The organism is Promicromonospora sp. NPDC050880, assembly GCF_044456525.1.
Classification (GTDB): Bacteria; Actinomycetota; Actinomycetes; order Actinomycetales; family Cellulomonadaceae; genus Promicromonospora.
In genome coordinates, this window is sequence record NZ_JBITFV010000021.1 from 1 (window position 1) to 25,131 (window position 25,131).

The window sequence follows — 25,131 nt, forward strand, 5'->3', positions numbered from 1 at the left end:
GCTGGACCAGGTTGGACGTGGCTGGACCAGGCTGGACGAGGCGGAACGGACTTTTAATCCGCGGGTTCCGGGTTCGATCCCCGGGGGGCCCACCGGAAAGGCCGACGGCCGCGGGCGACCCGGAAGGTCGCCCGCGGCCGTCGCCGCGAACCCGTCAGACCTCGGCGGTCTCGAGGTCCTTGAGCTGGTCGATGCCCGACCGGTGCCCCAGCGGCACCTCCTTGATCAGGGCCACGCAGACCAGCGCCACCACGGCGAGCGGGACGGCGGTCAGGAAGATGTCCGCGATGCCGTTCGCGTAGGCCTTCTCGACCACCTCGACCAGCAGCGGCGGGAGCGTCGAGAGGTCGGGCAGCGTGTCGCCGCCGGACTGGAACGCGGACGGGTCGATGCCCTGCTTCGCGAGCTGCGGCGCGATCTCCGTGATGCCGTCCTCCAGGCCCGTCTTCACGCGGTGCCCCAGGACCGCGCCGAGCGCCGAGACGCCGATCGCTCCGCCCAGCGACCGGAAGAACGTCACGGTGGACGTGCCGGAGCCGGAGTCCTTGATGTGCAGGGTGTTCTGCGTGGCCAGCACCATGTTCTGCATCAGCATGCCCACACCCGCGCCCAGCACGAACAGGTAGATCGAGACCAGCACGAACGAGGTGTGGTAGTCCAGCGTCGACAGGAGCAGCAGGCCGCCCGTCAGGAGCACGCCACCGGCGACCATGTACGGCTTGTACCGGCCGGTCTTCGAGATGAGCTGCCCGCTGACCGTCGACGACAGGAACAGGCCGACCACCATCGGGATGGTGTAGAGGCCGGACTCCGTGGGGGTCTTGCCGCGGGAGAGCTGCATGTACTGGCTCAGGAACACCGAGGAGCCGAACATGGCGACGCCCACGGCCACCGAGCCGATCACGGCGAGCACCAGCGTGCGGTTCTTGAACAGGTACATCGGGATCAGCGGGTTGGTGACCCGCAGCTCGACGAGCACCGCGATCGCGAGGACCACCAGCGAACCGCCGACCATCGCGGCCGTCTGCCACGAGAGCCAGTCGAACTCCGTGCCCGCGAAGGTGATCCAGAGCAGCAGCGTCGCGATGCCCACCGAGATGAGCGTGGCGCCGATGACGTCGATCCGGGCCGAGCCCTTCGGCCGCTTGGGCAGCTTGAGCGTCATCTGCAGCACGATGATCGAGGCGACGGCGAACGGCAGGCCGACGAAGAAGTTCCAGCGCCAGCTGATCGCGTCGGTGAGGAAGCCGCCGAGGATCGGCCCGCCGACCATGCCGACACCCATGATGGAGCCCATGAGGCCCATGTAGCGGCCGCGCTGGCGAGGGCTGATGATGTCCGCGATCAGCACGGCGGACAGCGACTGGAGGCCGCCGGCGCCGATGCCCTGGAAGGCGCGGAAGGTGATGAGCTGGCCGGCGTCCTGCGCGAAGCCGGCGGCGGCCGCGGACAGCACCGAGATGATCAGGGCGATCTGGATCAGCGTCTTGCGGTTCGTGAGGTCGGCGAGCTTGCCCCAGATCGGGGTGGAGATCGTCGAGGTCAGCAGGGTGGCCGTGACCACCCAGGTGAACGCGGACTGCCCGCCGCCCAGGTCGGTGATGATCTTCGGCAGGGACGAGGACACGACGGACATCGCCAGCACCGAGACGAACATGCCGAGGAGGATCCCCGACAGCGCGCGGAGGACCTCGTTGTGCGTCATGGCGGGCGGCTCGCCCTGGAGGTGTTCGGGCTGGTCCGCGAGGGTCTCTGTGCTGGGGCTTGTCATGCATACTCCTGCTGGTTCTGGGGCGAGCGCCGGTGTGCGGTGTCCGCACTGATGGTGTCGACGAGGCGGTTCAGCGTGCGGGTCGCCTCGTCGAGGTCTTCGGGCGACCAGGCGGCGAACGCCCGGTCGATGAGGATCGCGTACTGCTCACGGGCCTCGGCGGCGAGCTCGCGCCCGGCGTCGGTCAGCTCGATGGTGCGGACGCGGCGGTCGTCGGCGTCGACCGTGCGGACGACGAAGCCGCCGTCGGCCAGGGTGCTCACCTGGCGGCTCGCGACGGAGATGTCGACGCGCAGGTGCGCCGCGACGTCGGTCAGGGAGACCGGGCCGCACTTGGAGAGCAGGTGCAGCACGGCGATGCCCGCCCTGGGCCAGTCGAGCTCGTGGGCGATGCGTGCCGCCGCCTCCCGTTGGGCGCGCGCCAGACTCTGGAGTGCGGTGACCAGGGCGACGGCGGGAGCTTCGGTGCCGGACGGCGTCCGGCTGGACAGGGAAGTCATCGTGCCTCGCATTTGATTGCTTAAGGCAACGATATCTCGATGGTTGCCAGATGCAAGGGTTTTCCTGGAACCGATTCGACGACGGGCGTGTGACGTGCGCGACACCGGCCGGGTACGACGACGGCGCCGCCCCCTGGGCAGGGGACGGCGCCGGGTGTGACGGGGGCGTGCGCGGTCAGGTGGTGGAGCGGCTCTGCTCGCCCATGTCCTCCAGCTCCATGCCCGTGGTCTCGGGCACCTTGGTGAGCACGAAGAAGAAGCTCAGCGCCGCGAAGACCGCGTACATGAGGTACGGCACCGCCGCGCCGAAGGCCGACAGCAGCGGCGGGAACGTCATCGTGATGGCGAAGTTCGCGATCCACTGCATGGCCGCGGCCACGCCGAGCGCGGCCGCGCGGATGCGGTTCGGGAACATCTCGCCCAGCAGCACCCACACGAGCGGGCCCCACGAGGCACCGAAGAAGACGACGAACGCGTTGGCGCAGATCAGGGCGATCACACCCCACGGCCCGCTGAGCGAGATGTCGCTCCCGGACCCGGTGGCCTGCGTGAAGGCGATCGCCATGAGGCCGAGCGACACGGTCATGCCGGCCGAGCCGATGAGGAGCAGCGGGCGGCGGCCCACCTTGTCGATGAGCGCGATGGCGATGAACGTGACGGCCACGTTCGTGACCGACGTGATGGTCGAGACCAGGAACGCCTGGCTCTCGTCGAAGCCGACGGCCTGCCACAGCGTGGTCGAGTAGTAGAAGATCACGTTGATGCCCACGAACTGCTGGAACACCGACAGCAGGATGCCGACCCACACGATCGGCTTGAGGCCGAGCGTGCCGCCGCGCAGGGACGACTGGGCGGCGTTGGCCTCGTCGACGGCGATGCTGTGGTGGATCTGCGCGAGGCGGTCGTCGGCGTCCTCGTCCGGGCCCAGCACGCTCGCCAGGACAGCGCGCGCCTCGTCGTCGCGGCCCCTGGCCGCGAGGTACCGGGGCGACTCCGGGATGCGCAGCGCCAGGATGCCGTAGACGGCGGCGGGGACCACGGCCACCAGGAACATCCAGCGCCACGCCTCCCACCCGAGCCAGAGCACGTTGGCGGCGCCGTCGGCCGACTCCGCCAGGATCTGGTCCGAGAGCAGCGCCGCGAAGATGCCGACGGTGATCGCGAGCTGCTGGAGCGAGCCCAGCCGGCCACGCATCGAGGCGGGCGCGATCTCCGCGATGTACGCGGGGGCGATGACGGACGCGATACCGATGCCCACGCCCGCCATGAAGCGCCAGACCGCCAGGTCCCACGCGGAGAACGCGATGGCGGACAGGATCGACGACACGAAGAACAGGACGGCACCGAGCACCATGACGTGGGTGCGGCCCCAGCGGTCGGCCAGCCGGCCGCCCGCCCAGGCGCCCAGCGCGCAGCCGAGCAGGGCGATGGCGACGACGAACCCGGTGATCGAGGGATCGAGGTCGAACTGCCCCTCGATGGCGTTCACCGCGCCGTTGATGACGGAGCTGTCGAAGCCGAACAAGAAACCGCCCACCGCTGCGGCGAAGGCGAGGGCCGTGGCCTTGCGGTGGGCTGATCTGGCGCCGGCGTCCGGGGCCGATGGGGTGGTGCTCATGCGTTCGATGCTAAGTCGCACCTGGTCGTGGTCGCGCGCGGAGCGGTGTGGCGATCATCGCGGTGACGTGCGCGACACCGGTCAGGTGAGCAGCGGCCACAACGCCCAGGTCGCGAGCGCGGCCACCAGGGCAGCGGCCGGGATGGTGAGCACCCAGGCGACGGCGATGTTCTTCGCCACGCCCCAGCGCACCGCGGACAGCCGGCGGGTCGCGCCCACGCCCATGATCGCGGAGGTGATCGTGTGCGTGGTCGACACCGGGGCGTGCAGCGCGAACGCGTTGACGTACAGCACCAGGGCCGACACGGACTCCGCGACGAACCCGCGCGCCGGGTCGAGCTCGATGATCTTGCGGCCCAGCGTGCGCATGATGCGCCAGCCGCCGGAGTAGGTGCCGGCGGAGATCGCCGCGGCCGCGGACAGCTTGACCCAGAGGGGGATGCCCTCGTCGGCGTTCGCCCAGCCCACCGTCAGCAGCGCGAGGTAGATGACGCCCATCGTCTTCTGCGCGTCCTGCAGGCCGTGGCCCAGCGCCATCGCGGCGGCGGACGCCGTCTGCGCGATCCGGAACCGGCGGTGCGCCTTGGCCGGTGCCGCGTTGCGGAAGATCCACAGCACGCCGACCATCACGGCGAAGGCGAGGCCGAAGCCCACCACCGGCGAGATGATCATCGGCAGCACCACCTTGTCCACGATCGCGGACCAGTAGACGCTCATGCCGCCCGCGAGCCCGGCGCCGACGAGCCCGCCGATCAGGGCGTGCGTGGACGACGAGGGCAGCCCGAACCACCACGTGATCAGGTTCCACACGATGGCGCCGAGCAGTGCGCACAGCACGACGGCGAGCTCGGCGTGCGTGCCGGCCCCCGCGAGGTTGACGATCGACGTGGCGATGGTCTCCGCGACCTCGGTGCCCAGCAGGGCGCCCGTGAAGTTCATGACCGCGGCCATCAGCAGCGCGACACGGGGCGTCAGCGCCCGGGTCGACACCGACGTCGCGATCGCGTTGGCGGCGTCGTGGAAGCCGTTCGTGAAGTCGAAGCTCAGGGCGAGCGCGACCACGAGGACGACGAGGGCGACCTCCAACTCAGGTCTCCTTGAGGGCGATGGTCTCGACCATGTTCGCGACCTTCTCGAAGCTGTCGGCGGCGTTCTCCAGGACCTCGACGATCTCCTTCAGCTTCATGAGCTGGACGGGGTCGCTCGCGAGGTCGTCGAAGAGCTGCGCGATGAGCTTGCGGTGCAGCTTGTCCGCCTGGTTCTCGAGGCGGTTGACCTCGACCCAGTAGTCGGCGAGCTTGTCCATCGAGCGCAGGCGGGGCATGGCCTCCGCCGTCAGCTCGGCGCACCGCTGGAGCACCTGGACCTGCTCGGAGACGCGGTCGGGCAGGGCGTCGACCTTGTACAGGACGATGAGGTCGGCGGCCTCGTCCATCTCGTCCATGCAGTCGTCCAGCGCGGACGCCAGGCCGGAGATGTCCTCCCGGTCGAACGGCGTCACGAAGGTCTGGTTGAGGCGCCGCATGATCGAGTGGGTGGCGTCGTCGGCAAGGTGCTCGACGTCGTGCATCTCGTCGGCGAGCTTCTCCCGGCCCGCCTTGTCCGCCCCCAGCAGCTCTGCCAGGAGCGAGGCCCCCCGGACCAGGTGCTGGGCCGAGGCGGCAAGAAGGTCGAAGTACGTGGTGTCGCGCGGAGTAAGGCGCACGAGGGCTCCCGTTCTGAGGGCTCTGGAACAGGCTCAGCGTATGGCTGTTGCCGACTATCGCCAATTTGCAAGGTCGCGCTTTGGTCACTCGTGACACATGGCACAGGCTGCGGGCGGCATCCGGCCGCGGTCGAGGACCGCTGGTCCGGAGGGAAAGGAGAGCGACGCCGAACCGGGAGCGCCTCTCGGCGCGGGGCCGCTCGTAGCGGCTTGAGGTGGAGCCCGGGGCTACCGCAGCCCGGCGTCGCCTGCACCATCCTAGTCCCGTGCGCGGATCTGCCAAGGGGGTCGGACGTCACACCACCCGCGAGGGGGTCCTACTCGAGGGACCCCGTCCGCCACAGGTCACCGGCGTGCTCCAGCTCCTCCGCGGTGCGCAGCAGGGAGCTCGCGCTCCGGGTCATCCGGGTGGCGCCGGTGGGGTCGGCGACCTCGCGGGAGTCGGCGTCGAAGGCCGCGCCGGTGGACAGGATGCGGCAGAACGCACCGGCGCGTTCGAGCGCGACGGCGAGGTCGCCGGTGAACACGCCGGACAGGACGGCGTCGGCGAGGATCTGCAGGTCGCGTGGTTCCGGCGGGCTCGGGACGCCCGCGACCGCCTCCTGGACCGGGGCGGCCTCCACACCGAGCCGATACCTGAGCATGACGGTCTGCAGGTCGCGGCGCACCCACTCGCGCAGCACGTACAGGCGCCAGAGCGACCCGGGCAGGGAGACGGGCGCGGCGTCGGCCCAGAGGCCCGCGACCGTGTCCAGGCCCTCGTTCTCGACCAGGTGGATGAGCCGCTCGACGACCTGCGGGTCCTCGGTGGTCCGGGCACGGTCCACGAGGGCGCGCGCGGTGGCGTGCGCGACCTCGTCACGCAGCGCGGGATCCACCTCCCCGGGGAGCGCCTCGGCGTCCCGCGGGTCCAGCATGGCCGGCCTTCTCGGCGGTCGTTGGTCGCTGCTCATGGTGTCCGATAGTGCGCCGAAATGGAACGTGTGTCCACCACCACCGTCACACCACCGTCACCACACCGGGGGGCTCACCTTCTCGGTGGCCACCACCCGGGCCCCGTCCGGCGTGTCGGCGACGTGCGCCACGAGCACCTCGCCCGGTTCGAGGAACGGGTCGGCCGACGGCAGGTCGTCGGCGACGGTGCGGGACGCGTGCTGGCCGAGCACGTCGAGCACCGTCGGCAGCACGGGACGGTGGGTGCAGATCACGGACGACTCCGTGGTCTCCGCCAGCAGGTCGCGCACCGTCGCCGCGACGCGGGACGGCGACCGCTCGTGCTGCGCCTCGGTGAGGTACTCGCTGTAGCTCGGCCGCAGCCCGGATGCCCGCACGTACGGGTCGATGGTCGTGGCGCACCGCTCCCAGCGGGAGCTGATCACCTGCTCGACGCCGTAGGCGGCGAGCACCGGGACCAGCGCCGCGGCCTGGGCGTGCCCGACCGGGGTGAGCGGCCGGTCCCGTTCCGAGCCGTGCCACGACGTGCGCGGCACGGCGCGCCCGTGCCGCGCGATGACGAGGGCACGGGTGCTCAGCACCCCCTCGGCGTCGGCCTTCGTCAGGGCGTCCAGCGGGCCGCGGTCCGACGCCCGGGTGAGGCGCTGCGCCGCATCGGCCACGCTCAGCCACTCGCTGCGGTCCACCTCGGTGCGGTCGACCGGGGCGACCGGGGCGCGCGCGGTGAGGGCGGCGCCGTCGTGCCCCTTCCGGGCGCGGCGGGACGCCCAGTAGTGCACGCGCTTCACGCGCCCGTCCGGCGTGAGGTACTGGAGCCCGGGCAGCGGGCGGCCGAGCACGATCTCCCGGCCGGTCTCCTCGCCGACCTCCCGGAGGGCGGCGCCCTGGAACGACTCGCCGGTCTCCAGCTTGCCCTTGGGCCACGACCAGTCGTCGTAGCGGGGGCGGTGCACGAGCTGCACCTGGAGCTCGCCGCCGCGCCGTCGCCACACCAGCCCGCCCGCCGTCATCACGACGGGCGTGTGCGACCTGGCCGTCGTCGTCGGTTCGGTGCCCACGCTGGACCGGAGCCCGGTCACCGGACGGGCTCGAGCCGGCGGCGCTGCCGCTGGATCAGGACCGCCTGCAGGTCGCGCAGGGCGTTGCCGTCCGGGCCGGTCGACGGGCGCTCCCACTGCCCGTCCGGCCGCAGGTGCCACGACGCCGTGGTGTCGGCCATGGACTCGTCCAGGAGGCCGAGCAGCTCGCCGATGTGCCCCGGGTCCGTGATCCGGATGAGCGTCTCGACGCGGCGGTCGAGGTTGCGGTGCATGAGGTCCGCCGAGCCGATGAACACCTCGGGGCCGGACGCCGCACCCTCGCCGAGGGCCGGGCCCGCGGAGTTCGCGAACGCGAAGATGCGCGAGTGCTCCAGGAACCGGCCCAGGATCGACCGCACCCGGATGTTCTCGCTGAGCCCGGGCACGCCCACCTTCACGGCGCAGATGCCGCGCACCACGAGGTCCACCTGCACCCCGGCCTGGGAGGCGCGGTACAGGGCGTCGACCACCGTCTCGTCGACCACCGAGTTGATCTTCATCTTGACCCACGCCTCGTGCCCGGCCCGGGCGGCGGCGGCCTCGCGCTCGATGCGCTCCACCAGGCCCGACCGTACGGCGCGGGGGGCCACCAGCAGCCGGTGGAAGGTCGACTTGGGGGCGTACCCGGAGAGCTGGTTGAACAGCCGGGTCAGGTCCTGGCCCACGTCCGGGTCGCAGGTCAGCAGGCCGTGGTCCGTGTACAGGCGCGCCGTCTTGGGGTGGTAGTTGCCCGTGCCGACGTGGCAGTAGCGCAGCAGCGACCCGTCGGGCTCCTGGCGCACCACGAGCGACAGCTTGCAGTGGGTCTTGAGGCCCACGATGCCGTAGACCACGTGGACGCCCGCCTCCTCGAGCTTGCGCGCCCAGGAGATGTTGGCCTCCTCGTCGAACCGGGCCTTGATCTCCACGAGGGCCAGCACCTGCTTGCCGGCCTCGGCGGCGTCGATCAGCGCGTCCACGATCGGGGAGTCGCCCGACGTCCGGTACAGGGTCTGCTTGATCGCCAGCACGTCCGGGTCCGCGGCGGCCTGCTCCAGGAACGTCTGCACGCTGGTGGAGAAGCTGTCGTACGGGTGGTGCAGCAGGATGTCGCGGCGGCGGATCGCCGCGAACACGTCCGTCGGCTTGGCGCTCTCGACCTCGGCGAGATGGCGGTGCGTCGACGGGACGAACGGCGGGTAGTGCAGGGACGTCAGGTCGAGGTCCGCGATGAGGTTGAGGCCCGTGAGGTCGAGCAGGGCGGGCAGCTCGTAGACCTCCTCCTCCTTGACGCCCAGCTCGCGGACGATGAGGTCGCGGATGCGCGGGCTGATGTCCTTCGCGATCTCCAGGCGCACCGGCGGGCCGAACCGGCGCCGCAGCAGCTCCTTCTCCATGGCCTGGAGGAGGTTCTCGGCGTCGTCCTCCTCCACGTCCACGTCCTCGTTGCGGGTCACCCGGAACGTGTGGTTCTCGCGGACCTCCATCCCGGGGAACAGGTAGTCGAGGTGCTGGGAGATCACCTCCTCGAGCGGCACGAACGAGAGGGGGCCGCGCTGCGGGTCGGCCTTCTTGGTGCCGGGGCGGCGGGGCTTGCCCGACGCGTCCACCGCGATGAAGCGGGGCAGCAGCGGCGGCACCTTGACGCGGGCGAAGTGCTCCTTGCCCGTGGCCGGGTTCGCCACCACCACGGCGAGGTTCAGGCTGAGGCCGGAGATGTAGGGGAACGGGTGGGCCGGGTCCACCGCCAGCGGGGTGAGCACCGGGAAGATCTGCTTGCGGAAGAACTTGTGGAGGCGCTCCTGCTCCTTGGTGTCCAGCTCTCCCCAGTGCACGAGGGTGATGCCCTCGCCCGCCAGCGCCGGCTGCACCTCGTCCTCGAACACCCTGGCGTGCCGCTCCATGAGCGCGTGCGCCTCCTCGGAGATGCGCGACAGGACGCGGCGCGGGCTGAGGCCCGACGCGCTGGTGACCGCGATCCCGGTCGCGATGCGGCGCTTCAGGCCCGCCACCCGCACCATGAAGAACTCGTCCAGGTTCGACGCGAAGATCGCCAGGAACCGGACGCGCTCCAGCAGGGGGATGCGCGGGTCCTCCGCGAGCTCCAGCACCCGCTGGTTGAACGCCAGCCAGCTCAGCTCCCGGTCGGCGAACCGGTCGACCGGCAGGGGCTCGCCGAGCTGCGGCTCCAGCAGGGAGGTGCCCTCCGGGCTCTCCGCGATGTGCTCCGCGATGTGCGCGGCCAGGCTCGGCTCGACCGAGCGCGGGTCGAGGATGTCCTCCACCGAGGCGCCGTCGGCCGGGGTGCGGCCCGGAACCGGGGCGGAGGAGCGCTGCGACCGGGCCGGGATCGCGGCGGCGACGCCACCGGCGGACTTCCCGTCCGAGGTCACGTCCGGCGCGGCGGAGCCCTTGGCAGACGTGACGTTGCCCGGCGCATGGTCCGCGGGCGTGCCGTTCACGGGTTCGGCGGGTGTCGTGGGCGGGCTCTGCTTCATGAACCGACCGTTCTTGTCCCGGGTTCTGGTGGTGGCGTTCCCCGTGCTGTCCTTCATAGGGCACATGGTGTCACCGTTCGGTACACAGTGGGTGTCCCTCGTCCAGAGATCTCGTCACGCGCGGGCATACTGCACGTGTACGGCGGCCCGGGTGAAGCCCGCCCGCTCGTACGTGGCGAGGGCCGGTGCGTTGTCGCCCTCCACGTAGAGCACGGCACGCGTCGAGCCGGTGCGGGCGAGGTGAGCCAGCCCGACGGAGGTCATCAGCCGGCCGAGCCCTTCGCCCTGGTGGTCCGGGTCCACGCCCAGCACGTAGATCTCGCCGTCCCGCGCGCCGTCCGGCTCCTGCTTGGTCCACAGGAAGGCGGCCGGATCGGCGGCCGGGACGTCCTGGGGGACCAGCAGGAAGAACCCCTCCGGGTCGAACCACGGCTCCGCCTGGCGGGCACGGAGATCGTCGAGGGCCATCCGGCCCTGCTCCGGATGGGTCGCGAAGGCGCGGGCGTTGACGCGGAGCCAGGGCTCGTCGTCCAGCCCCGGGCGGAACGTGCGCAGCTCGTAGCCGGCGGGTGCCTCGGGGAGGCCGGACGAGGCCGGCTCCGCGGGATCGAGGGGGCGGGCGAGGAAGAGGAGCTCGCGCACCGGGCGCAGGCCGAGTGCCCGGGCGAACGCACGGGCCGGTTCGAGGTCGCCGTGCGCCCAGACCCGGAGCTGTTTGCCGTGCTGACCGGGCTCACCGGACCGGGACGGGAGCGTGGCGTCGCGTTCCGCCGTCCGCAGGAGCACCCGGCCGCGGCCGTTCCGCCGGTGCTCCGGGTGCACCACGAGCTCGGCGCTCGCGGTCTGGCCCGACCGGTCGATCTGCACGTAGCCGATGGTGCTGCCGGCCGTGGTGTGCGCCACGACGTGGGTGATCCACTCCGCGTCGGTACCGAGGTTGAGCAGGGGCTGCTCGGACAGCGGGGCGACGCCGTCGTGCGCCTCCGCGGCGGCGGCCAGGTCCCGGACGGCCTGCTGGGCCTCCGCGTCGAGCGGGCCGATGTCGATGGGTGCGGCGATACGCATGCCCTCATCCTCCTGCATGAGCCGGGGTGGAACGCCGGCGAGGTGGGACGGCGTCACCGCCGTCCCACCTCGCCGCCGTTCACAGGCAGGTGCGGTCAGTCCTCCGTGGAGGCCGACGGCGCCGCCAAGCCCGCCGTGATGAGGTCCATCACGGAGGAGTCCGCCAGCGTGGTCGCGTCGCCGACGGCGCGGTCCTCGGCGACGTCGCGCAGCAGGCGGCGCATGATCTTGCCGGACCGGGTCTTGGGCAGCTCCGGCACCACGAGGATCTTCTTCGGCTTGGCGATCGGGCCGATCTCCTTGCCCACGTGGTCGCGCAGCTCCTTCTGCACCTCGGCGGCGCCCTCCGGTGTGGAGGCCCGGCCGGCGTGGTCGCCGCGCAGGATCACGAACGCGACGACGGCCTGGCCGGTGGTGTCGTCGGCGGCGCCCACGACGGCGGCCTCCGCCACGATCTCGTGCGACACCAGGGCCGACTCGATCTCCGTGGTGGACAGACGGTGCCCGGACACGTTCATCACGTCGTCCACGCGGCCCAGCAGCCAGATGTCGCCGTCCTCGTCCTTCTTGGCGCCGTCACCCGCGAAGTAGAGGCCCTCGAACCGCGACCAGTACGTCTCCTTGTAGCGGTCCAGGTCGCCCCAGATGCCGCGGAGCATCGACGGCCACGGCTCGGACAGCACGAGGTAGCCGCCCCCGCCGTCGGGCACCGGCTTGGCCTCGTCGTCGACGACGGTGGCCGCGATGCCCGGCAGCGCCACCTGCGCCGAACCCGGCTTGGCCGCGGTGACGCCGGGGAGCGGGCTGATCATGATCGCGCCCGTCTCGGTCTGCCACCACGTGTCCACGATCGGGGTACGGTCGCCGCCGATGACGCGGCGGTACCACATCCACGCCTCCGGGTTGATGGGCTCGCCCACCGAGCCGAGCACGCGCAGGGAGGACAGGTCGAACCCGCCGGGGATGTCGTCGCCCCACTTCATGCACGTGCGGATCGCGGTCGGGGCCGTGTACAGGATCGAGACCTTGTACTTCTCGATGAGCTCCCACCAGCGGCCCCGGTGCGGGGTGTCGGGCGTGCCCTCGTACAGCACCTGCGTGGCGCCGTTCACGAGCGGGCCGTAGACCACGTAGGAGTGGCCGGTGACCCAGCCGACGTCTGCGGTGCACCAGTAGACGTCCGTCTCCGGCTTGAGGTCGAACACGTTCTTGTGCGTGTACGCGGCCTGCGTGAGGTAGCCGCCGGTGGTGTGCAGGATGCCCTTCGGCTTCCCGGTGGTGCCGCTGGTGTACAGGATGAACAGCGGGTGCTCCGCCTCGACCGGCACGGGCTCGTGCTGGTCGGACGCGGCCTCCAGCGCCTCGTGCCACCAGACGTCGCGGCCCTCGACCCAGTCCACGTCCTGCTCGGTGCGGCGCACGACGAGCACCTTGCGGACCGTGGTGGCCGCCTCGCCCTCCTTGGGCGCCAGCGCCTCGTCGACGGCGGGCTTCAGGGCCGACGGCGCACCGCGGCGGAACCCGCCGTCGGCGGTGATCACGAGCGTGGCCTCGGCGTCGGCGATCCGGCTGCGCAGGGCGTCGGCCGAGAAGCCGCCGAAGACCACGGAGTGGGGCGCGCCGATGCGGGCACAGGCCAGCATCGCGACCACGGACTCGACGAGCATCGGCAGGTAGATCACCACGCGGTCACCCGTCGCCACGCCCAGCTCGGTCAGGGCGTTCGCGGCGCGCGACACCTCCCGCTGCAGGTCGGCGTAGGTGACGGTGCGGGTGTCGCCCGGCTCGCCCTCGAAGTGGATGGCGACCCGGTCGCCGTGGCCGGCCGCCACGTGCCGGTCCACCGCGTTGTAGGCGGCGTTCAGCATGCCGTCGGCGAACCAGCGCGCCACCGGCGCGCCGCTCCAGTCCAGCGTCTCGGTGAACGGCGTGGTCCACGTCACGAGCTCATTCGCCTGCTCGGCCCAGAAGCCCAGGCGGTCGGCCGCGGCCTTCTCGTACAGATCGGCCTTCGCGTTGGCCTGGGCCGCGAACTCCTCGCTCGGCGGGAAGCTCCGGGTCTCGTGCAGCAGGTTCTCGAGGCTGGGGCTGGCTGCCGAGCCCGACGTCGGGTTGGTGTCTGTCACGGTGACCTCCGGTGCGCGTCTTCGCGTTCGTTCGGGCAGGTGCTTGGGGCTGCCTTGACGTTCTCTCTGGTCGGTGAGTGTAGTCCCGGACGGTGACACCCCTCACAACCCGGTGTCACGTCCTGAGACGTGCGGCGTGCGCCGCGGAATCACGTGGCGACCGCGTGCGTTGGGCCCGGCGTGAGCCTCTTGTTCGAACCCGTCGCCCTCCGCGGACTGTCCGTGCCCAACCGCGCCTGGCTGGCGCCGATGTGCGAGTACTCGGCCGAGGACGGCCTCCCGAACGACTGGCACCTCGTGCACCTCGGCTCCCGGGCCGCCGGCGGCTTCGGGCTCGTCCTGACCGAGGCCACCGCCGTCGTACCCGAGGGGCGGATCTCGCCGCAGGACACCGGTATCTGGAACGACGAGCAGACCGCCGCGTGGCGGCGCATCGTCGACTTCGTGCACGCGCGCGGCGCCCGCATCGGCATCCAGCTCGCCCACGCGGGACGCAAGGCGTCGACCTTCCGTCCCTGGTCGCCGGTGCAGGGCAGCGTCCCCGTGCCCGACGGCGGCTGGCCCACCGTCGGGCCGTCGGCCTCGCCCTACCCGGGCTACGCCGTCCCCGCGGAGATGACGCCCACGCAGGTCGCGGACGTGCCCGAGCTGTTCGCCGCCGCGGCGCGCCGGGCCCTGGAGGCCGGGTTCGACGCCGTCGAGGTGCACGCCGCGCACGGCTACCTGCTGCACCAGTTCCTGTCGCCCCTCGCGAACACCCGGACGGACGAGTACGGCGGGTCGGCCGACGGGCGCTCGCGACTGGTCGAGGAGACGGTGACGGCGGTGCGGGCGGCCTGGCCGGACGAGCTGCCGGTGCTGGTCCGGGTGTCCGCGACCGACTGGCGGGACGACGGCCTCACGGTGGACGACGTCGCCGCCGTCGCCGGTCGGCTCGGTCGGCTCGGTGCCGACCTGGTCGACGTGTCGACCGGTGGTGTCGCGCCGGCGTCGATCTCCGTCGGGCCGGGGTACCAGGTGCCCTACGCGCGTCGGGTGCGCGAGGTGTCCGGGCTGCCGGTGAGCGCCGTGGGGCTGATCAGCGAGCCGGCTCAGGCCGAGCAGATCCTCGTGGAGGGCTCGGCGGATGCCGTGATGCTCGGACGGGAGGCGTTGCGTGATCCGTACTGGCCGCTGCGGGCGGCGCACGCGCTGGGGGAGAAGATCGGCACGGTCCCCGTGGGCTCCGGCGTGGGCACCCAGCCGCAGTACTCGCGTGCTCAGTGGCGATGAGGTCGTGAATCCCCGGATGGCCGCAAGGGGCTGAGCGTCGGGAGAAATCGTCGGGGCGGTGATTCTTTTCCGGCTGACCCGCATTCCGCGAAACGATTCGCCGTGCGGCCGGGCTCCTCGCAATTTCCGTTCGCGATCCGGAAGTGCGAGGGCCCGGCCACTGCGGTGGCGAGATCTCGGTCCACGAGTACGGAGTCCGGGAGCATCCTCAAGCCGGATACCGCTCTCACCAGCCGGACGGGGTGACTGCGCTCTCGCGGTCCCTTCCGCCCTGAATACTTGCTGTGAACACAATCACACTGCCTTGTGCGCACAAATGCAACCTGGGCGGAGTGATCTTCACAATTGCCAATTCCTGTCATGTCGCCAATTGGCTGCGAAAATCTTCGGCCTTACCTTTGCTTGACCTGGTCCTGTCGCGCTCCGGACCTGGGGGCCCTGCCGTCCGGTCCGGTCACGCGAGCCGGCGGCGGGCCCGGCGCCGGCTCGCGCGCCAGACCAGCCACGCGGTGAGGCCCACGGCCGCCACGGCGACCACCGCGATCAGCGGAGCGGGCTCGATGCGGGGACGCAGCGCCACCGGCCGGGTGAACGCCAGCACACCCCAGCCCGACTGCAAGGCCCGCCGCCTCAGCACCCGGTCCGGGTTGACCACGTAGCCGTGCCCCACCGCGGCGAGCATCGGGGCGTCCGTGATGGAGTCGGAGTAGGCGAAGCAGCCCGCGAGGTCGTAGCCCTCACGCACGGCGAGCCGGCGCACTCCCACGGCCTTGTTGTCGCCGTAGTTGTAGAAGTCGATCTCGCCCGTGAACCGGCCGTCCTCGACGGTCATCTGCGTGGACAGCACGTGATCGGCACCGAGCACCGCGGCGATCGGCTCCACCAGCACGGCGGCCGAGGCCGAGACCACCACGACGTCCCGGCCGGCGGCGTGGTGCTCGGCGATGAGCTCGACGGCCTCCGCGTAGACGTACGGGTCGATGAGCTCGTGCACCGTCTCGGTCACGATCTGCCGGACCTTCTCCACGTCCCAGCCCGTCACGAGCGACGACAGGTGCGCGCGCATGCGCTCGGTCTGGTCGGCGTCCGCGTTCCCGATCATGAAGACGAAGTGGGCGTAGGCGCTGCGCAGCACGTCGGCGCGCGACAGGAGCCCGCCGGCGAGGAACGGCTTGGAGAAGGCCGCCGACGAGCTGGTCGCGATGATCGTCTTGTCGAGGTCGAAGAACGCGGCGGTGCGCGCCGTGCGCGCCGCCGGCCGGGATGCGGTCTGGGGAACCTGCTCGGTCACCCGCCGAGCCTAGCGGCGTGATCCGGTCGGGGGTGCCTCACGGCGGAGTGTCCGCGAACCGGTTGGAACTCGTGCCGCACGGCGGCAGACCCTCGTGACGGCGCCTCAGGCCGAGGACCTCTCCCACAGGCGGCCTTTTCCGCAGTCTGTGCACAACCCGCCGGCGGCGGCCGATGGGCCGACCGCCCGTCCGTCAGTCTCGTACCGGAGCCCGGCGAGCACACCGGGCCGAGGCTCGGGGCGGTGCCCGGTGAGGGCCCGGCGGCGACCGGGCGAAGGAGGCGGCGATGGACAGGTCAGGCGGCGGGGTGCCGGAATCCGGACGGATGATCGGCGTGATCGGGGCGTGCGGCGGCGCCGGTACGTCCGTGGTGGCCGCGTGCGTGGCCCACGGCCTGCGCCGGGGCGGCGAGCGCGCCACGCTCGTCGATCTCGACACCCACGGCCCGGGGACGGACCTGCTGCTGGGGTCGGACGGCGCCCGCGGTGCCCGCTGGCCGGACCTGGCCGAGGCCCGCGGCGACGTCGACGGGACGGGCGTGGTGGCGGCACTGCCGCGCTGGGGTGCCGTACCGGTGCTGAGCGGCAGGCCGTACGGACCACCGCCGGACGACGACGTGGTGCTCGGCGTCTGCCGCGGGCTCGTGCGGGCCGGTGAGTCCCTGGTGCTCGACCTGCCGCGTCCCGGTGCCTGGGGGAGCGCGACCCGTCGCGGGCCGGGTGCGGTGCCCGGCGCCGACGAGCCGGCCCTGCGAGCTCTCCTGGGTGCCTGTGCCACCGCCCTGCTCGTCGTGCCCCTGACACTGCGTGCGGTGGTCGGCGCCCAGCGGGTCCGTGACGCCCTGCGCGGAGCCGGCGTGGCGGACGTCCGGGTCGTGGTGCACGGTGCCGCGCCGGGCGCGGTGCACGAGGTGGACGTCGCGGCCGGGCTGGGCCTGCCGGTCGCCGGGTGCATGCCCCGCGACGGCGGGCTCGCCGGCGCGGTCGAACGGGGCGACGGCCCGGCGACGTCCCACCGGGCTCCGCTCGGCCGGTTCGCCACGAACCTCGCGGACGCGCTGTGAGGCCGCCGGCCGCCTCGGTCTCGCTGCTCGACGACGTCCGCGCACGCCTGGCCACAGGGCACACCGGCGCCGGGACCGCGGTCCGTGACGCCGTCCGGGACTCCGGCCGCGTGCTCGGCTCCGACGCGCTGCGCGACCTCGAACGCGCGGCCCGGGCCGAGCTCACCGGGGCCGGGCCGCTGCAGGCCCTGCTCGACGCACCCGACGTGACCGACGTGCTCGTCAACGGGCCGCGCGACGTGTGGGTCGACCGCGGGGCCGGCCTCGGCCGGGTCCCGCTGGACCTGGGATCCGCGGCCGCGGTGCGGGCGCTCGCGGTGCGGCTCGCAGCCCTGGGCGGACAGCGGCTCGACGACGCCTGCCCCACCGTGGACGCCCGCCTGCCCGACGGGACGCGGCTGCACGCCGTCCTCGAACCGCTCGCCGAGTCCGGCGCCGTGATCTCGCTCCGGGTGCTCCGCACGCGAGTGCTCACGCTCGACGAGCTCGTCGCCGGCGGTGCGCTGCCCGCCGACTGGCCGGGTCTGCTGCGCTCGCTCGTGCGGCGCCGGGCGAACGTGCTGGTCAGCGGAGGGACCGGAACAGGCAAGACGACACTGCTCGCGGCCCTGCTCTCGCTCGTGCCAGGCACCGAGCGCGTGGTGACCGTCGAGGAGGCGCGTGAGCTGCGGCCCGACCACCCGCACGTCGTGCACCTCGCGGCCCGCCGCGCCAACGTCGAGGGCGCGGGAGCGGTGGACCTCGCCGACCTCGTCCGGAACGCGCTGCGCATGCGACCCGACCGGATAGTGCTCGGCGAGTGCCGCGGCGCCGAGGTCCGTGAGGTGCTCATGGCGATGAACACCGGGCACGACGGCGGCTTCGCGACCCTGCACGCCAACTCGGTGGCGGTGGTGCCCGCCCGGCTGGAGGCGCTCGCGGGCCTGGCCGGGATGACCCGTGAGGCGGTGGCTGCCCAGGCTGCCGGGGCGCTCGACGTGGTGCTGCACCTGAGGAGGTCGCGCGGGGTGCGCCACCTGGCGGAGATCGGACTGGTGGGGCGCTCGGCCGGTGGTGAGCTGGAGGTGCGGACGGCCGCGTGGCGGGCCGGGGACGGCCGGGTCACCACGGATCCGCACGCCTGGCACGAGCTCGTGCGGAGGTACGGGCCGTGGTGACGCTCGTGGAGCCGCTGTTCGTGGGGCTGGCCGCCGCCGCGGGGCTCTGGCTCGTCCTGGCGCGCGGCGGGCGACGCCTGCGGGACGTGCTGGACCCCGGGGAAGCAGGTCCGGTCCCGGCTACCGCTCCTCGCGCCGGTTCCCACGGCGGCTCGCCGGGCACGGGAGGCGGCGCCACCCGGCGCCGGCGTGGGCACCGGTCGCGGACGGACACGAGCCCAGGGGGCGATCTCCGGGTCGTCGTGATGCAGGTCGTCGCGCTGCTCCGGGCCGGAACCCCGCCCGGGGCGGCATGGTCGCGCGCGTCCGGGGTGGGTGTGGACCTCGCCGGGGTGCCCGACGCCACCGGGCTCGCCCGGGTGCTCGGCGCGCGGCACGCCGAGGCGGTGGTCGCGGCGACGCGGCTCGCGCTGGACGTCGGCGCCCCGCTCGGTCAGGTCCTGGAACAGGTGGCCGGGACGCTCGTGGCGGAGGCCGAGGCGACGGCGGAGCGGGATGCCGCGCTGGCCGGTCCGCGGACGACGGGTCGGTTGCTGATGTGGCTGCCGGTCGTGGGCGGGCTGCTGGGCTGGGCGCTCGGCGCTGACCCGGTCGCGACGGCCACGGACGGCGGTATCGGGACGGCGGCCGTGGCCGTGGGCCTGGTGCTGCTCGGCGCGGGCCGGCTCTGGACGGACCGGCTGGTGGCGGTGGCCCGCGGGGCGGACCGGCCCGGCGTGGACCTGCAGGTGGTGCTGGCGCTGGTGGCAGCCGCCCTCCGATCCGGAGCCGGCGTGCCGCGAGCTCTGGAGGCGACGGGCGTCGCGGTGGGCGGTCCGGACGGGGCCGTGCTCGGCCGTGCCGCGCGTGCGCTGGTGCTCGGCGCCGGCTGGGACCGGGCGTGGGCAGCCGCGCCCGTGGCACTGGCCCCGCTGGTCCGGGCTCTGCGCGGAGCCTGGCTCGACGGTGCCGCGCCCGGCGACGCGCTGCGCGCCGCAGGTGAGGAGGTGCGTCACGAGCGGCGGACCACCGCGCGGAACGCCGCCGCCCGGCTCGGGGTGCGGCTCGTGCTCCCGCTGGGCGCCTGCTACCTGCCTTCGTTCGTGCTGGTGGGGCTGGTCCCGGTGCTGATGGCGCTGGGTATCGATCTGCTCACGGGCTGACCGGGCGGTGACGACTTCGGCGTGCTGACCGCGCGCCGGTGCCGTCCGCCGCACGGCGGACGGGGTCCGTGGCGACGGACCGACGAGAAACCCCTGCGCCGTCGGCGCACGGGGTGCGGATGCCCGGACACGGGCGGACAAGGAGGAGACATGACGATGACGACGACGAAAGCGGTGGCGGTGGCGTGTCCCGAACCGGCGGAGCGGGCGGAGGCCGGCGAGCAGGACTCGGAGAGGGGGCTGGCCACCGCCGAGTACGCGATCGCGACGGTGGCCGCCGCGACCTTCGCCGGCATCCTCCTCGCGGTGGTCAAGGGCGGTGACGTCAAGGGGATGCTCACGTCCCTGATCCAGTCGGCGCTCTCGCTGGGCTGACCGATGGCGCAGCGTGAGTCGGAGCGAGGCACGGTCACGGCGGAGCTGGCCGTCGGGCTGCCCGTCGTGGTGCTGGTCCTCGTCGCCGTGCTCACCCTCGCGGCCGCGTCCACGGCGCAGATGCGCGCCCTGGACGCGGCCCGCGCGGGGGCGCGAGCGGTGGCGATCGGGGAGCAGGAGCCGGCGGTGCGCGCGGCAGTTGCGCGGGTCGGAGGTACGGAGGCGGAGATGGCGTTCGCCCACGAGGGCGCCTGGGTGCGGGTGACGGTGACCCGGCCGGTGGCGGGCGGCTGGTTCACCGGGCCGCTCCGGGCCACGGGGTCGGCGACGGCGTGGGTGGAACCGTGAGGTCCGGCCGGGGCGAGCGGGAACGAGGCGCCGGCACGGTCCTGGTCCTCGGCGTCGTCGCCGTGATCCTGGTGCTCGCCCTCGGGATCGGGGCGCTCGGCGCCGCCCAGAATGCCCGCGGAGCCGCGCAGGCTGCCGCGGACCTCGGCGCTCTCGCCGGTGCGACCGCGCTCCGTGACGGTTTCGATCCGTGCGGTACCGCGGGCGTCGCGGTGCGGCGCAACGGCGCGGAGATCGCGTCGTGCGACGTGCTCGGCGGGGGTGTGGTGCGCGTGGCCACCACGCGTGCAGTGGCCGGGCCGGGCGGGGATCTCGGCCGGTTGGGACAGGCCCGGGCGACGGCGCGTGCGGGTCCGCGGGTGGACGGCGCCGACCCGTCCGCACCGGAAAGGGGATGACACGGGCTCGGTACGGTTCGTAGTATCTCTGCTATGGATGGTACGAAGGATGCGATGAGCGCACGGAAGGCACCTCCACCGTCGGGCGAGGTGGCGCTCGACGTACGCGACCTGCGGATGCGCTACGGGACCAAGGACGTCCTCACGGGTGTCTCGTTCACGGCGCACCGGGGCGAGGTCGTCGCACTGCTCGGGCCCAACGGCGCGGGCAAGACCACCACGATCGAGATCCTCGAGGGCTTCCGGATGCGGTCGGCCGGTGAGGTCTCGGTGCTCGGGCAGGATCCGGCGCACGGGGACGAGGCGTGGCGCGCCCGGCTGGGCGTCGTGCTCCAGTCGTGGCGCGACCACGGCCGGTGGGCGGTCCAGGACCTGCTCGGATACCTGGCCCGGTTCTACCGCCCGTACGCGACCGCCGAGGTCTCGCGGCCGTGGGACGTGGACGAGCTGATCAGGACTGTGGGCCTGGCGGAGCACGCGCGCGCCAAGGTGCAGACCCTGTCGGGCGGGCAACGCCGGCGCCTGGACGTGGCGATCGGGATCGTCGGCCGCCCGGAGCTCGTGTTCCTCGACGAGCCGACCGCGGGCTTCGACCCGCACGCGCGGCGGGAGTTCCACGACCTGGTGCACCGCCTCGCCGACTTCGAGAACACCACGATCCTGCTGACCACGCACGACCTGGACGAGGCCGAGAAGCTGGCCGACCGGATCCTGGTGCTCGACCACGGGACGATCGTCGCCGACGGGTCGGCGGACCAGCTCGCCCGGGAGCTGGCCACCCAGGCCGAGGTCCGCTGGACGTCCGGCGGGCAGCGGCAGGTCCACGCCGTGGCGGAGGGTGACCCCACGGGATTCGTCCGCCAGCTCCTGGCGAGCGACCCCGGCGTCACCGACCTGGAGGTCCGGCGGGCCAGCCTGGAGGACACCTACCTGTCGCTGGTGCAGCGGGCCGAGACCGACCAGGCCGAAGCAAACCGGGCTGAAGCAAACCAAGCCACGACCAGCCAGACCGCGGCCGGCCAAGATGCGGCCAACCAGACCGAGGAGGTGCAGTCATGACCACGGCCACACGGTCCGACGCGCGGTGGGGTGCCGTGCGGGCAGGGCTCTCCCGCGGCTGGCTCGAGACGAAGTACTCGGTGCGGGACCCGGGCGACCTCGTCTGGAACCTGGCGTTCCCCCTCATCTACGCGGTGGTGCTGCTGTTCATGCGCGGGAGCACCGTGCCCGGGACGGACTTCTCGCTGGGGGCCAGCGTGCTGCCGGGGCTGGTCGGCATGAGCATCGCGTTCGGTGGGCTGACCGGGCCGGCCAGCACGATCGCCGTCGACCGGGAGGACGGGACGCTGCTGCGCGCGAAGGCCACGCCCGACGGCATGATCGGCTACCTCGTCGGCAAGATCGTGATGTTCGCCCTGACCACCCTGGTGACCCTGGTCGTCCTCGTCATCCCTGGGGCCACGGTGGCGGGCGACCTGCGGCTGGATGCCCGGACCTGGCTGCTCCTCGTGCTGGTCTTCCTGATGGGGATGGTGGCCACGGTCCCGATCAGCGTCGCGCTCGGATCGCTGTTCAAGAGGGCGTCGCAGACCGGGCTGCTGTTCCTGGGCTCGATGCTGCTCGTCGTGCCGTCGGGGATCTTCTACCCGATCACGGCGCTGCCCGAGTGGCTGCAGTGGGTGGGGCAGGTGTTCCCGTACTACTGGCTCGGGCTGGGTGCGCGGTCGGCGATGCTTCCCGACGAGATGGCGGTCTCGGAGATCGGCGGGTCGTGGCGCACGCTGGAGATGTTCGCGGTGCTCGGTGCCTGGGCGGTCGTGGGTATGGTGCTGGCGCCGATCGTGCTCCGCAGGATGGCCCGCGGGGCGTCGGGTTCCACGGTGGCTGCGGCGCGGGAGCGCTATTTGACCAAGGGGTACTGAGTGGTGGCAGAGCAGTCCGACGTCGTGCACAACCGCATCGCGATGCTGCGCGCCGAGCGCGGCATCTCGCGACGTGAGCTCGCGGAGGCTCTCGGTGTGCACTACCAGACCGTCGGCTACCTGGAACGCGGCGAGTACAGCCCGTCGCTGTACCTCGCACTGCGCATCGCGGAGTACTTCGACGTGGCCGTCGAGGTGGTGTTCTCGACCAGCCCGTTCAAGCGGCTGGGCGAGTGACCGACGGGGCGGCGCCCTGGGGGTCGTGCGAGAGCACGGCGTCCAGGAGCCGCACGGCGGCGTCCTTGTCGAGCGGCGCGTTGTAGGAACCGCACTTGGGGGACTGCACGCACGCCGGGCAGCCGTCGGCGCAGGGGCAGGCCGCGATCGCGTCCCGCGTGGCGCGCAGCCACGTGGCGCCGAGCTCGTAGGCGCGCTCGGCGAAGCCGGCACCGCCGGGGTAGGCGTCGTAGACGAACACCGTCGCCTCCCCCGTGTCCGCGTGCAGCTCGGTCGACACCCCGCCCAGGTCCCAGCGGTCGCACGTGGCGAGCAGCGGCAGCAGCCCGATGGCGGCGTGCTCGGCGGCGTGCAGTGCGCCCGGCGTCTGCTCGGGGGAGATGTCGGCGGCGCGCAAGACGAACTCGGGTACGGACCACCACACCGCCGTCGTGCCGAGGGTGTGCTCGGGCAGCTCGAGCTGCTCCGTGCCGAGCACCTGCATGTCCGGCACCCGCCGCCGCTGGTAGCTCACCACCTGGGACGTCACCTCGACGGGGCCCAGCCCCCACGTGACCGGGCCCCACTCCCGGGTGACCAGGTCGTGGCCGGTGTCGTCGGAGGCGTCCGGCCGGGCACCGGGTTCGGCCGACGGTCCGTCCTCCGTGCCCGCGGGCCCGGTGTCGTCCCAGCCCTCGATGGCGACGGACATCACCGAGCGTGACCACGTCCCGTAGTCCAGCCGCCGTCGCTGCACGACGGCGGTGTGGTCGGTCAGGTCCAGGTGCGTCACGACGTAGCTGGTGCCCTGGTGCACGTAGACCGCGCCGTCGTGCACCTGCCCGTCGGCCGACGCCGCGTCGACCGTGCCGAGCATCCGGCCCGTGCCGTGCTCGACCACACGCACCGGGGTGCCGCCCGCCCCGCGCAGGTCGGTCAGGCCGGCGGCGGCCTGGTGGTGGGTCCAGTACCAGCCGGAGGTCCGACGCCGGAGCGCACCCCGGGCCACGAGCACGTCGAGAACGCCCCGGACATGCCCGGGCGCGCCGAACGCCGCGAGGTCCTCCGTCCGCAGCGGCGCCTCCTGGGCGGCCGCGCACAGGTGCGGTGCGAGGACGTGCGGGTTGGCCGGGTCGAACACCGTGGCCTCCAGCGGGGCGTCGAACACGGCCTCGGGGTGGGTCACGAGGTAGGTGTCGAGCGGGTCCTCGCGTGCGACGAACGCGACCAGGCCGTCTGCCCCGGCTCGTCCGGCTCGGCCTGCCTGCTGCCACAGGGACATCCGCGTGCCCGGCCAGCCGGCGATGAGCACGGCGTCCAGGCCCGAGATGTCCACGCCCAGCTCGAGCGCGTTCGTGGTCGCGAGGCCGAGCAGGTCGCCGGCCCGGATCGCCTGCTCCAGTTCGCGGCGCTCCTCCGGGAGGTAGCCGCCGCGATAGGCCGCGATCCGGCGGGCGGCGTCCTGGTCGGCGTGCCGGAGGTGGTCGCGTGCCTGCTGGGCCACCGACTCCGCGCCGCGTCGCGAACGGGTGAAGGCAAGTGTGCGGGCGCCGGCCGACGCGAGGTCGGCCAGGAGGTCGGCCACCTCGGCGGTCGCGGACCGACGGGGGTGCTCCGGCGGGGTCTCTGCGGCGACGGCCTCGGCCTCCGGGTCAGCTCCCGGCAGCGCCCACGGGTCCGGTTCCGCCGGATCGGCACGGTGCATCGGAGCCGGCGTGTCCAGGGCCCGGCCCTCGGGCGCCGTACCGGTCCGGTCGGCGGGCGGCCGCCACGCCGAGATCTCCGGCGGCTGCCACAGCACCACGGTGCGGCGTCCCGAGGGCGAGGCGTCCTCGGTGACGGCGGCGACGTCGCCGGGTGTCACGCCGATGAGGCGCGCCGCGCTGACGGCGGGTTCGGCCGTCGTGGCCGAGGCCACGACGAACGTGGGCGAGCCCTCCCCGTACCGTGCCGCGAGGCGCGCGAGGCGGCGCAGCACCAGCGACACGTGCGCGCCGAAGACGCCGCGATACGCGTGCCCCTCGTCGACCACCACGTAGCGCAGCCCCTTGAGCAGCCGGGACCAGCGTCGGTGGTTCGGGAGCAGGGCGTAGTGCAGGAAGTCGGGGTTGGTGAGGACGACGTCGGCGTGGTCCTGCACCCAGGAGCGTTCCTCGCGCGAGGTGTCGCCGTCGCACGTCGCGACCCGCACGTCGCGGGTGCCCGCCGCGTCGAGGACCCGCTCCAGCGCGCTGAGCTGGTCGGCGGCCAGCGCCTTGGTCGGGCTCAGATAGAGGGTGGTGGGCCGCACACGCGCCGACTCGATGTTCCCCGGGTCCAGGGTGCCGGCGGCCGCTGCGACCCGCACCGCCGACAGGGCGGGCAGCCAGAACGCGAGCGACTTGCCCGACCCCGTCGAGGTCGCCAGCGCGGTGTGCCGTCCCCGGTGGACGAGGTCGGCGGCCACCGCCTGGTGCGTCCACGGGCGGTCCACCCCGAGCTTCCGGTATCCCTGCACCACTGTCGCGTCCGCCCAGACCGGCCAGTCGGCGTGCTCGGCGGTGCGCGCCGGGAGCGTGCGCGACGCCGTCATCCGCTCGGCGCGCGCACCACCGGCGAGCAGCACGTCGAGCAGGGGGTGGGTGGATACCTCGGGCACGGTGGACAGTGTC

General features: G+C 72.9%; 22 protein-coding genes. 10 read left to right on the forward strand and 12 right to left on the reverse strand.

From position 1 onward, the window contains the following. Positions 1 to 154: 154 nt before the first annotated feature. From ACIBBF_RS23000 to acs, 10 genes are all read right to left on the reverse strand, one after another. The gene (locus ACIBBF_RS23000) at positions 155 to 1,771 is read right to left on the reverse strand and encodes a DHA2 family efflux MFS transporter permease subunit (protein WP_397418041.1); all 1,617 of its coding nucleotides are present in this window, start codon (positions 1,769 to 1,771) and stop codon (positions 155 to 157) included. Beyond that, positions 1,768 to 2,271 carry a MarR family winged helix-turn-helix transcriptional regulator gene (locus ACIBBF_RS23005; RefSeq protein WP_397418044.1) on the reverse strand — a complete coding sequence of 168 codons (504 nt, stop codon included), beginning with the start codon at positions 2,269 to 2,271 and terminating at the stop codon, positions 1,768 to 1,770. The genes ACIBBF_RS23000 and ACIBBF_RS23005 overlap by 4 nt, the downstream gene beginning before the upstream one ends. 175 nt (positions 2,272 to 2,446) lie before the next feature. Beyond that, complete coding sequence (locus ACIBBF_RS23010) at positions 2,447 to 3,889, reverse strand: sugar porter family MFS transporter (protein ID WP_397418047.1); 1,443 nt, start codon at positions 3,887 to 3,889, stop codon at positions 2,447 to 2,449. Positions 3,890 to 3,970: 81 nt separating this feature from the next. Continuing rightward, positions 3,971 to 4,975 (reverse strand): anion permease, encoded by a 1,005-nt coding sequence (locus tag ACIBBF_RS23015; protein WP_397418050.1) that lies wholly within the window; start codon positions 4,973 to 4,975, stop codon positions 3,971 to 3,973. Between the two features lies 1 nt (position 4,976). Next, entirely contained in the window at positions 4,977 to 5,594 is a 618-nt protein-coding gene (locus ACIBBF_RS23020) for a DUF47 domain-containing protein (RefSeq protein WP_397418053.1), read from the reverse strand. A gap of 317 nt (positions 5,595 to 5,911) precedes the next feature. Next, entirely contained in the window at positions 5,912 to 6,511 is a 600-nt protein-coding gene (locus tag ACIBBF_RS23025; RefSeq protein WP_397418056.1) for a hypothetical protein, read from the reverse strand. 93 nt (positions 6,512 to 6,604) lie between these two features. Continuing rightward, entirely contained in the window at positions 6,605 to 7,558 is a 954-nt protein-coding gene (locus tag ACIBBF_RS23030; RefSeq protein WP_397418185.1) for an NUDIX domain-containing protein, read from the reverse strand. A gap of 65 nt (positions 7,559 to 7,623) precedes the next feature. Continuing rightward, on the reverse strand, positions 7,624 to 10,104 hold the full coding sequence (locus ACIBBF_RS23035; RefSeq protein WP_397418058.1) for an RNA degradosome polyphosphate kinase: 2,481 nt from the start codon (positions 10,102 to 10,104) through the stop codon (positions 7,624 to 7,626). A gap of 114 nt (positions 10,105 to 10,218) precedes the next feature. Beyond that, the gene (mshD, locus tag ACIBBF_RS23040) at positions 10,219 to 11,169 is read right to left on the reverse strand and encodes a mycothiol synthase (protein WP_397418061.1); all 951 of its coding nucleotides are present in this window, start codon (positions 11,167 to 11,169) and stop codon (positions 10,219 to 10,221) included. Positions 11,170 to 11,264: 95 nt separating this feature from the next. Beyond that, entirely contained in the window at positions 11,265 to 13,295 is a 2,031-nt protein-coding gene (gene acs / locus ACIBBF_RS23045) for an acetate--CoA ligase (RefSeq protein WP_397418064.1), read from the reverse strand. Between the two features lie 180 nt (positions 13,296 to 13,475). Here acs and ACIBBF_RS23050 point away from each other — a divergent pair, with 180 nt between their 5' ends. Beyond that, entirely contained in the window at positions 13,476 to 14,567 is a 1,092-nt protein-coding gene (locus ACIBBF_RS23050; RefSeq protein WP_397418067.1) for an NADH:flavin oxidoreductase/NADH oxidase, read from the forward strand. Between the two features lie 454 nt (positions 14,568 to 15,021). On the opposite strand, the gene ACIBBF_RS23055 is transcribed toward ACIBBF_RS23050, so the two are convergent. Continuing rightward, entirely contained in the window at positions 15,022 to 15,858 is an 837-nt protein-coding gene (locus tag ACIBBF_RS23055) for an HAD family hydrolase (RefSeq protein WP_397418070.1), read from the reverse strand. A gap of 287 nt (positions 15,859 to 16,145) precedes the next feature. On the opposite strand from ACIBBF_RS23055, the gene ACIBBF_RS23060 reads away from it, so the two are divergent. From ACIBBF_RS23060 to ACIBBF_RS23100, 9 genes are all read left to right on the forward strand, one after another. Next, on the forward strand, positions 16,146 to 16,922 hold the full coding sequence (locus ACIBBF_RS23060; protein WP_397418073.1) for a pilus assembly protein FlpE: 777 nt from the start codon (positions 16,146 to 16,148) through the stop codon (positions 16,920 to 16,922). Next, positions 16,919 to 18,079 (forward strand): TadA family conjugal transfer-associated ATPase, encoded by a 1,161-nt coding sequence (locus ACIBBF_RS23065; RefSeq protein ID WP_397418075.1) that lies wholly within the window; start codon positions 16,919 to 16,921, stop codon positions 18,077 to 18,079. Before ACIBBF_RS23060 ends, ACIBBF_RS23065 begins: the two co-directional genes overlap by 4 nt. Then, positions 18,073 to 19,221, forward strand: coding sequence for a type II secretion system F family protein (locus ACIBBF_RS23070; protein ID WP_397418077.1), 1,149 nt, complete (start codon positions 18,073 to 18,075; stop codon positions 19,219 to 19,221). The genes ACIBBF_RS23065 and ACIBBF_RS23070 overlap by 7 nt, the downstream gene beginning before the upstream one ends. A 150-nt stretch (positions 19,222 to 19,371) precedes the next feature. After that, positions 19,372 to 19,596, forward strand: a complete 225-nt coding sequence (locus ACIBBF_RS23075; protein WP_397418079.1) for a DUF4244 domain-containing protein — start codon at positions 19,372 to 19,374, stop codon at positions 19,594 to 19,596. 3 nt (positions 19,597 to 19,599) lie between these two features. Next, the gene (locus ACIBBF_RS23080) at positions 19,600 to 19,944 is read left to right on the forward strand and encodes a TadE family type IV pilus minor pilin (RefSeq protein ID WP_397418082.1); all 345 of its coding nucleotides are present in this window, start codon (positions 19,600 to 19,602) and stop codon (positions 19,942 to 19,944) included. Continuing rightward, positions 19,941 to 20,342: an Rv3654c family TadE-like protein gene (locus tag ACIBBF_RS23085; protein ID WP_397418084.1), complete on the forward strand. Its 402-nt coding sequence runs from the start codon at positions 19,941 to 19,943 to the stop codon at positions 20,340 to 20,342. Before ACIBBF_RS23080 ends, ACIBBF_RS23085 begins: the two co-directional genes overlap by 4 nt. Before the next feature lie 54 nt (positions 20,343 to 20,396). Beyond that, complete coding sequence (locus ACIBBF_RS23090; RefSeq protein ID WP_397418087.1) at positions 20,397 to 21,401, forward strand: ABC transporter ATP-binding protein; 1,005 nt, start codon at positions 20,397 to 20,399, stop codon at positions 21,399 to 21,401. Beyond that, complete coding sequence (locus ACIBBF_RS23095) at positions 21,398 to 22,264, forward strand: ABC transporter permease (RefSeq protein ID WP_397418089.1); 867 nt, start codon at positions 21,398 to 21,400, stop codon at positions 22,262 to 22,264. Before ACIBBF_RS23090 ends, ACIBBF_RS23095 begins: the two co-directional genes overlap by 4 nt. Beyond that, positions 22,265 to 22,501 (forward strand): helix-turn-helix transcriptional regulator, encoded by a 237-nt coding sequence (locus ACIBBF_RS23100; protein ID WP_397418092.1) that lies wholly within the window; start codon positions 22,265 to 22,267, stop codon positions 22,499 to 22,501. On the opposite strand, the gene ACIBBF_RS23105 is transcribed toward ACIBBF_RS23100, so the two are convergent. After that, on the reverse strand, positions 22,482 to 25,052 hold the full coding sequence (locus ACIBBF_RS23105) for a DEAD/DEAH box helicase (RefSeq protein WP_397418188.1): 2,571 nt from the start codon (positions 25,050 to 25,052) through the stop codon (positions 22,482 to 22,484). The two genes, ACIBBF_RS23100 and ACIBBF_RS23105, sit on opposite strands and share 20 nt — an antisense overlap. Positions 25,053 to 25,131: the final 79 nt, after the last annotated feature.

What these genes read in the sequence shown, in the direction of transcription:
- ACIBBF_RS23000 (WP_397418041.1), bottom strand. Translation starts at nt 1,771, where the DNA reads ATGACAAGCCCCAGCACAGAGACCCTCGCGGACCAGCCCGAACACCTC.
- ACIBBF_RS23005 (WP_397418044.1), bottom strand. Translation starts at nt 2,271, where the DNA reads ATGACTTCCCTGTCCAGCCGGACGCCGTCCGGCACCGAAGCTCCCGCC.
- ACIBBF_RS23010 (WP_397418047.1), bottom strand. Translation starts at nt 3,889, where the DNA reads ATGAGCACCACCCCATCGGCCCCGGACGCCGGCGCCAGATCAGCCCAC.
- ACIBBF_RS23025 (WP_397418056.1), bottom strand. Translation starts at nt 6,511, where the DNA reads ATGCTGGACCCGCGGGACGCCGAGGCGCTCCCCGGGGAGGTGGATCCC.
- ACIBBF_RS23030 (WP_397418185.1), bottom strand. Translation starts at nt 7,558, where the DNA reads ATGACGGCGGGCGGGCTGGTGTGGCGACGGCGCGGCGGCGAGCTCCAG.
- ACIBBF_RS23035 (WP_397418058.1), bottom strand. Translation starts at nt 10,104, where the DNA reads ATGAAGCAGAGCCCGCCCACGACACCCGCCGAACCCGTGAACGGCACG.
- mshD (WP_397418061.1), bottom strand. Translation starts at nt 11,169, where the DNA reads ATGCGTATCGCCGCACCCATCGACATCGGCCCGCTCGACGCGGAGGCC.
- ACIBBF_RS23060 (WP_397418073.1), top strand. Translation starts at nt 16,146, where the DNA reads ATGGACAGGTCAGGCGGCGGGGTGCCGGAATCCGGACGGATGATCGGC.
- ACIBBF_RS23075 (WP_397418079.1), top strand. Translation starts at nt 19,372, where the DNA reads ATGACGATGACGACGACGAAAGCGGTGGCGGTGGCGTGTCCCGAACCG.
- ACIBBF_RS23080 (WP_397418082.1), top strand. Translation starts at nt 19,600, where the DNA reads ATGGCGCAGCGTGAGTCGGAGCGAGGCACGGTCACGGCGGAGCTGGCC.
- ACIBBF_RS23090 (WP_397418087.1), top strand. Translation starts at nt 20,397, where the DNA reads ATGAGCGCACGGAAGGCACCTCCACCGTCGGGCGAGGTGGCGCTCGAC.
- ACIBBF_RS23095 (WP_397418089.1), top strand. Translation starts at nt 21,398, where the DNA reads ATGACCACGGCCACACGGTCCGACGCGCGGTGGGGTGCCGTGCGGGCA.
- ACIBBF_RS23105 (WP_397418188.1), bottom strand. Translation starts at nt 25,052, where the DNA reads ATGACGGCGTCGCGCACGCTCCCGGCGCGCACCGCCGAGCACGCCGAC.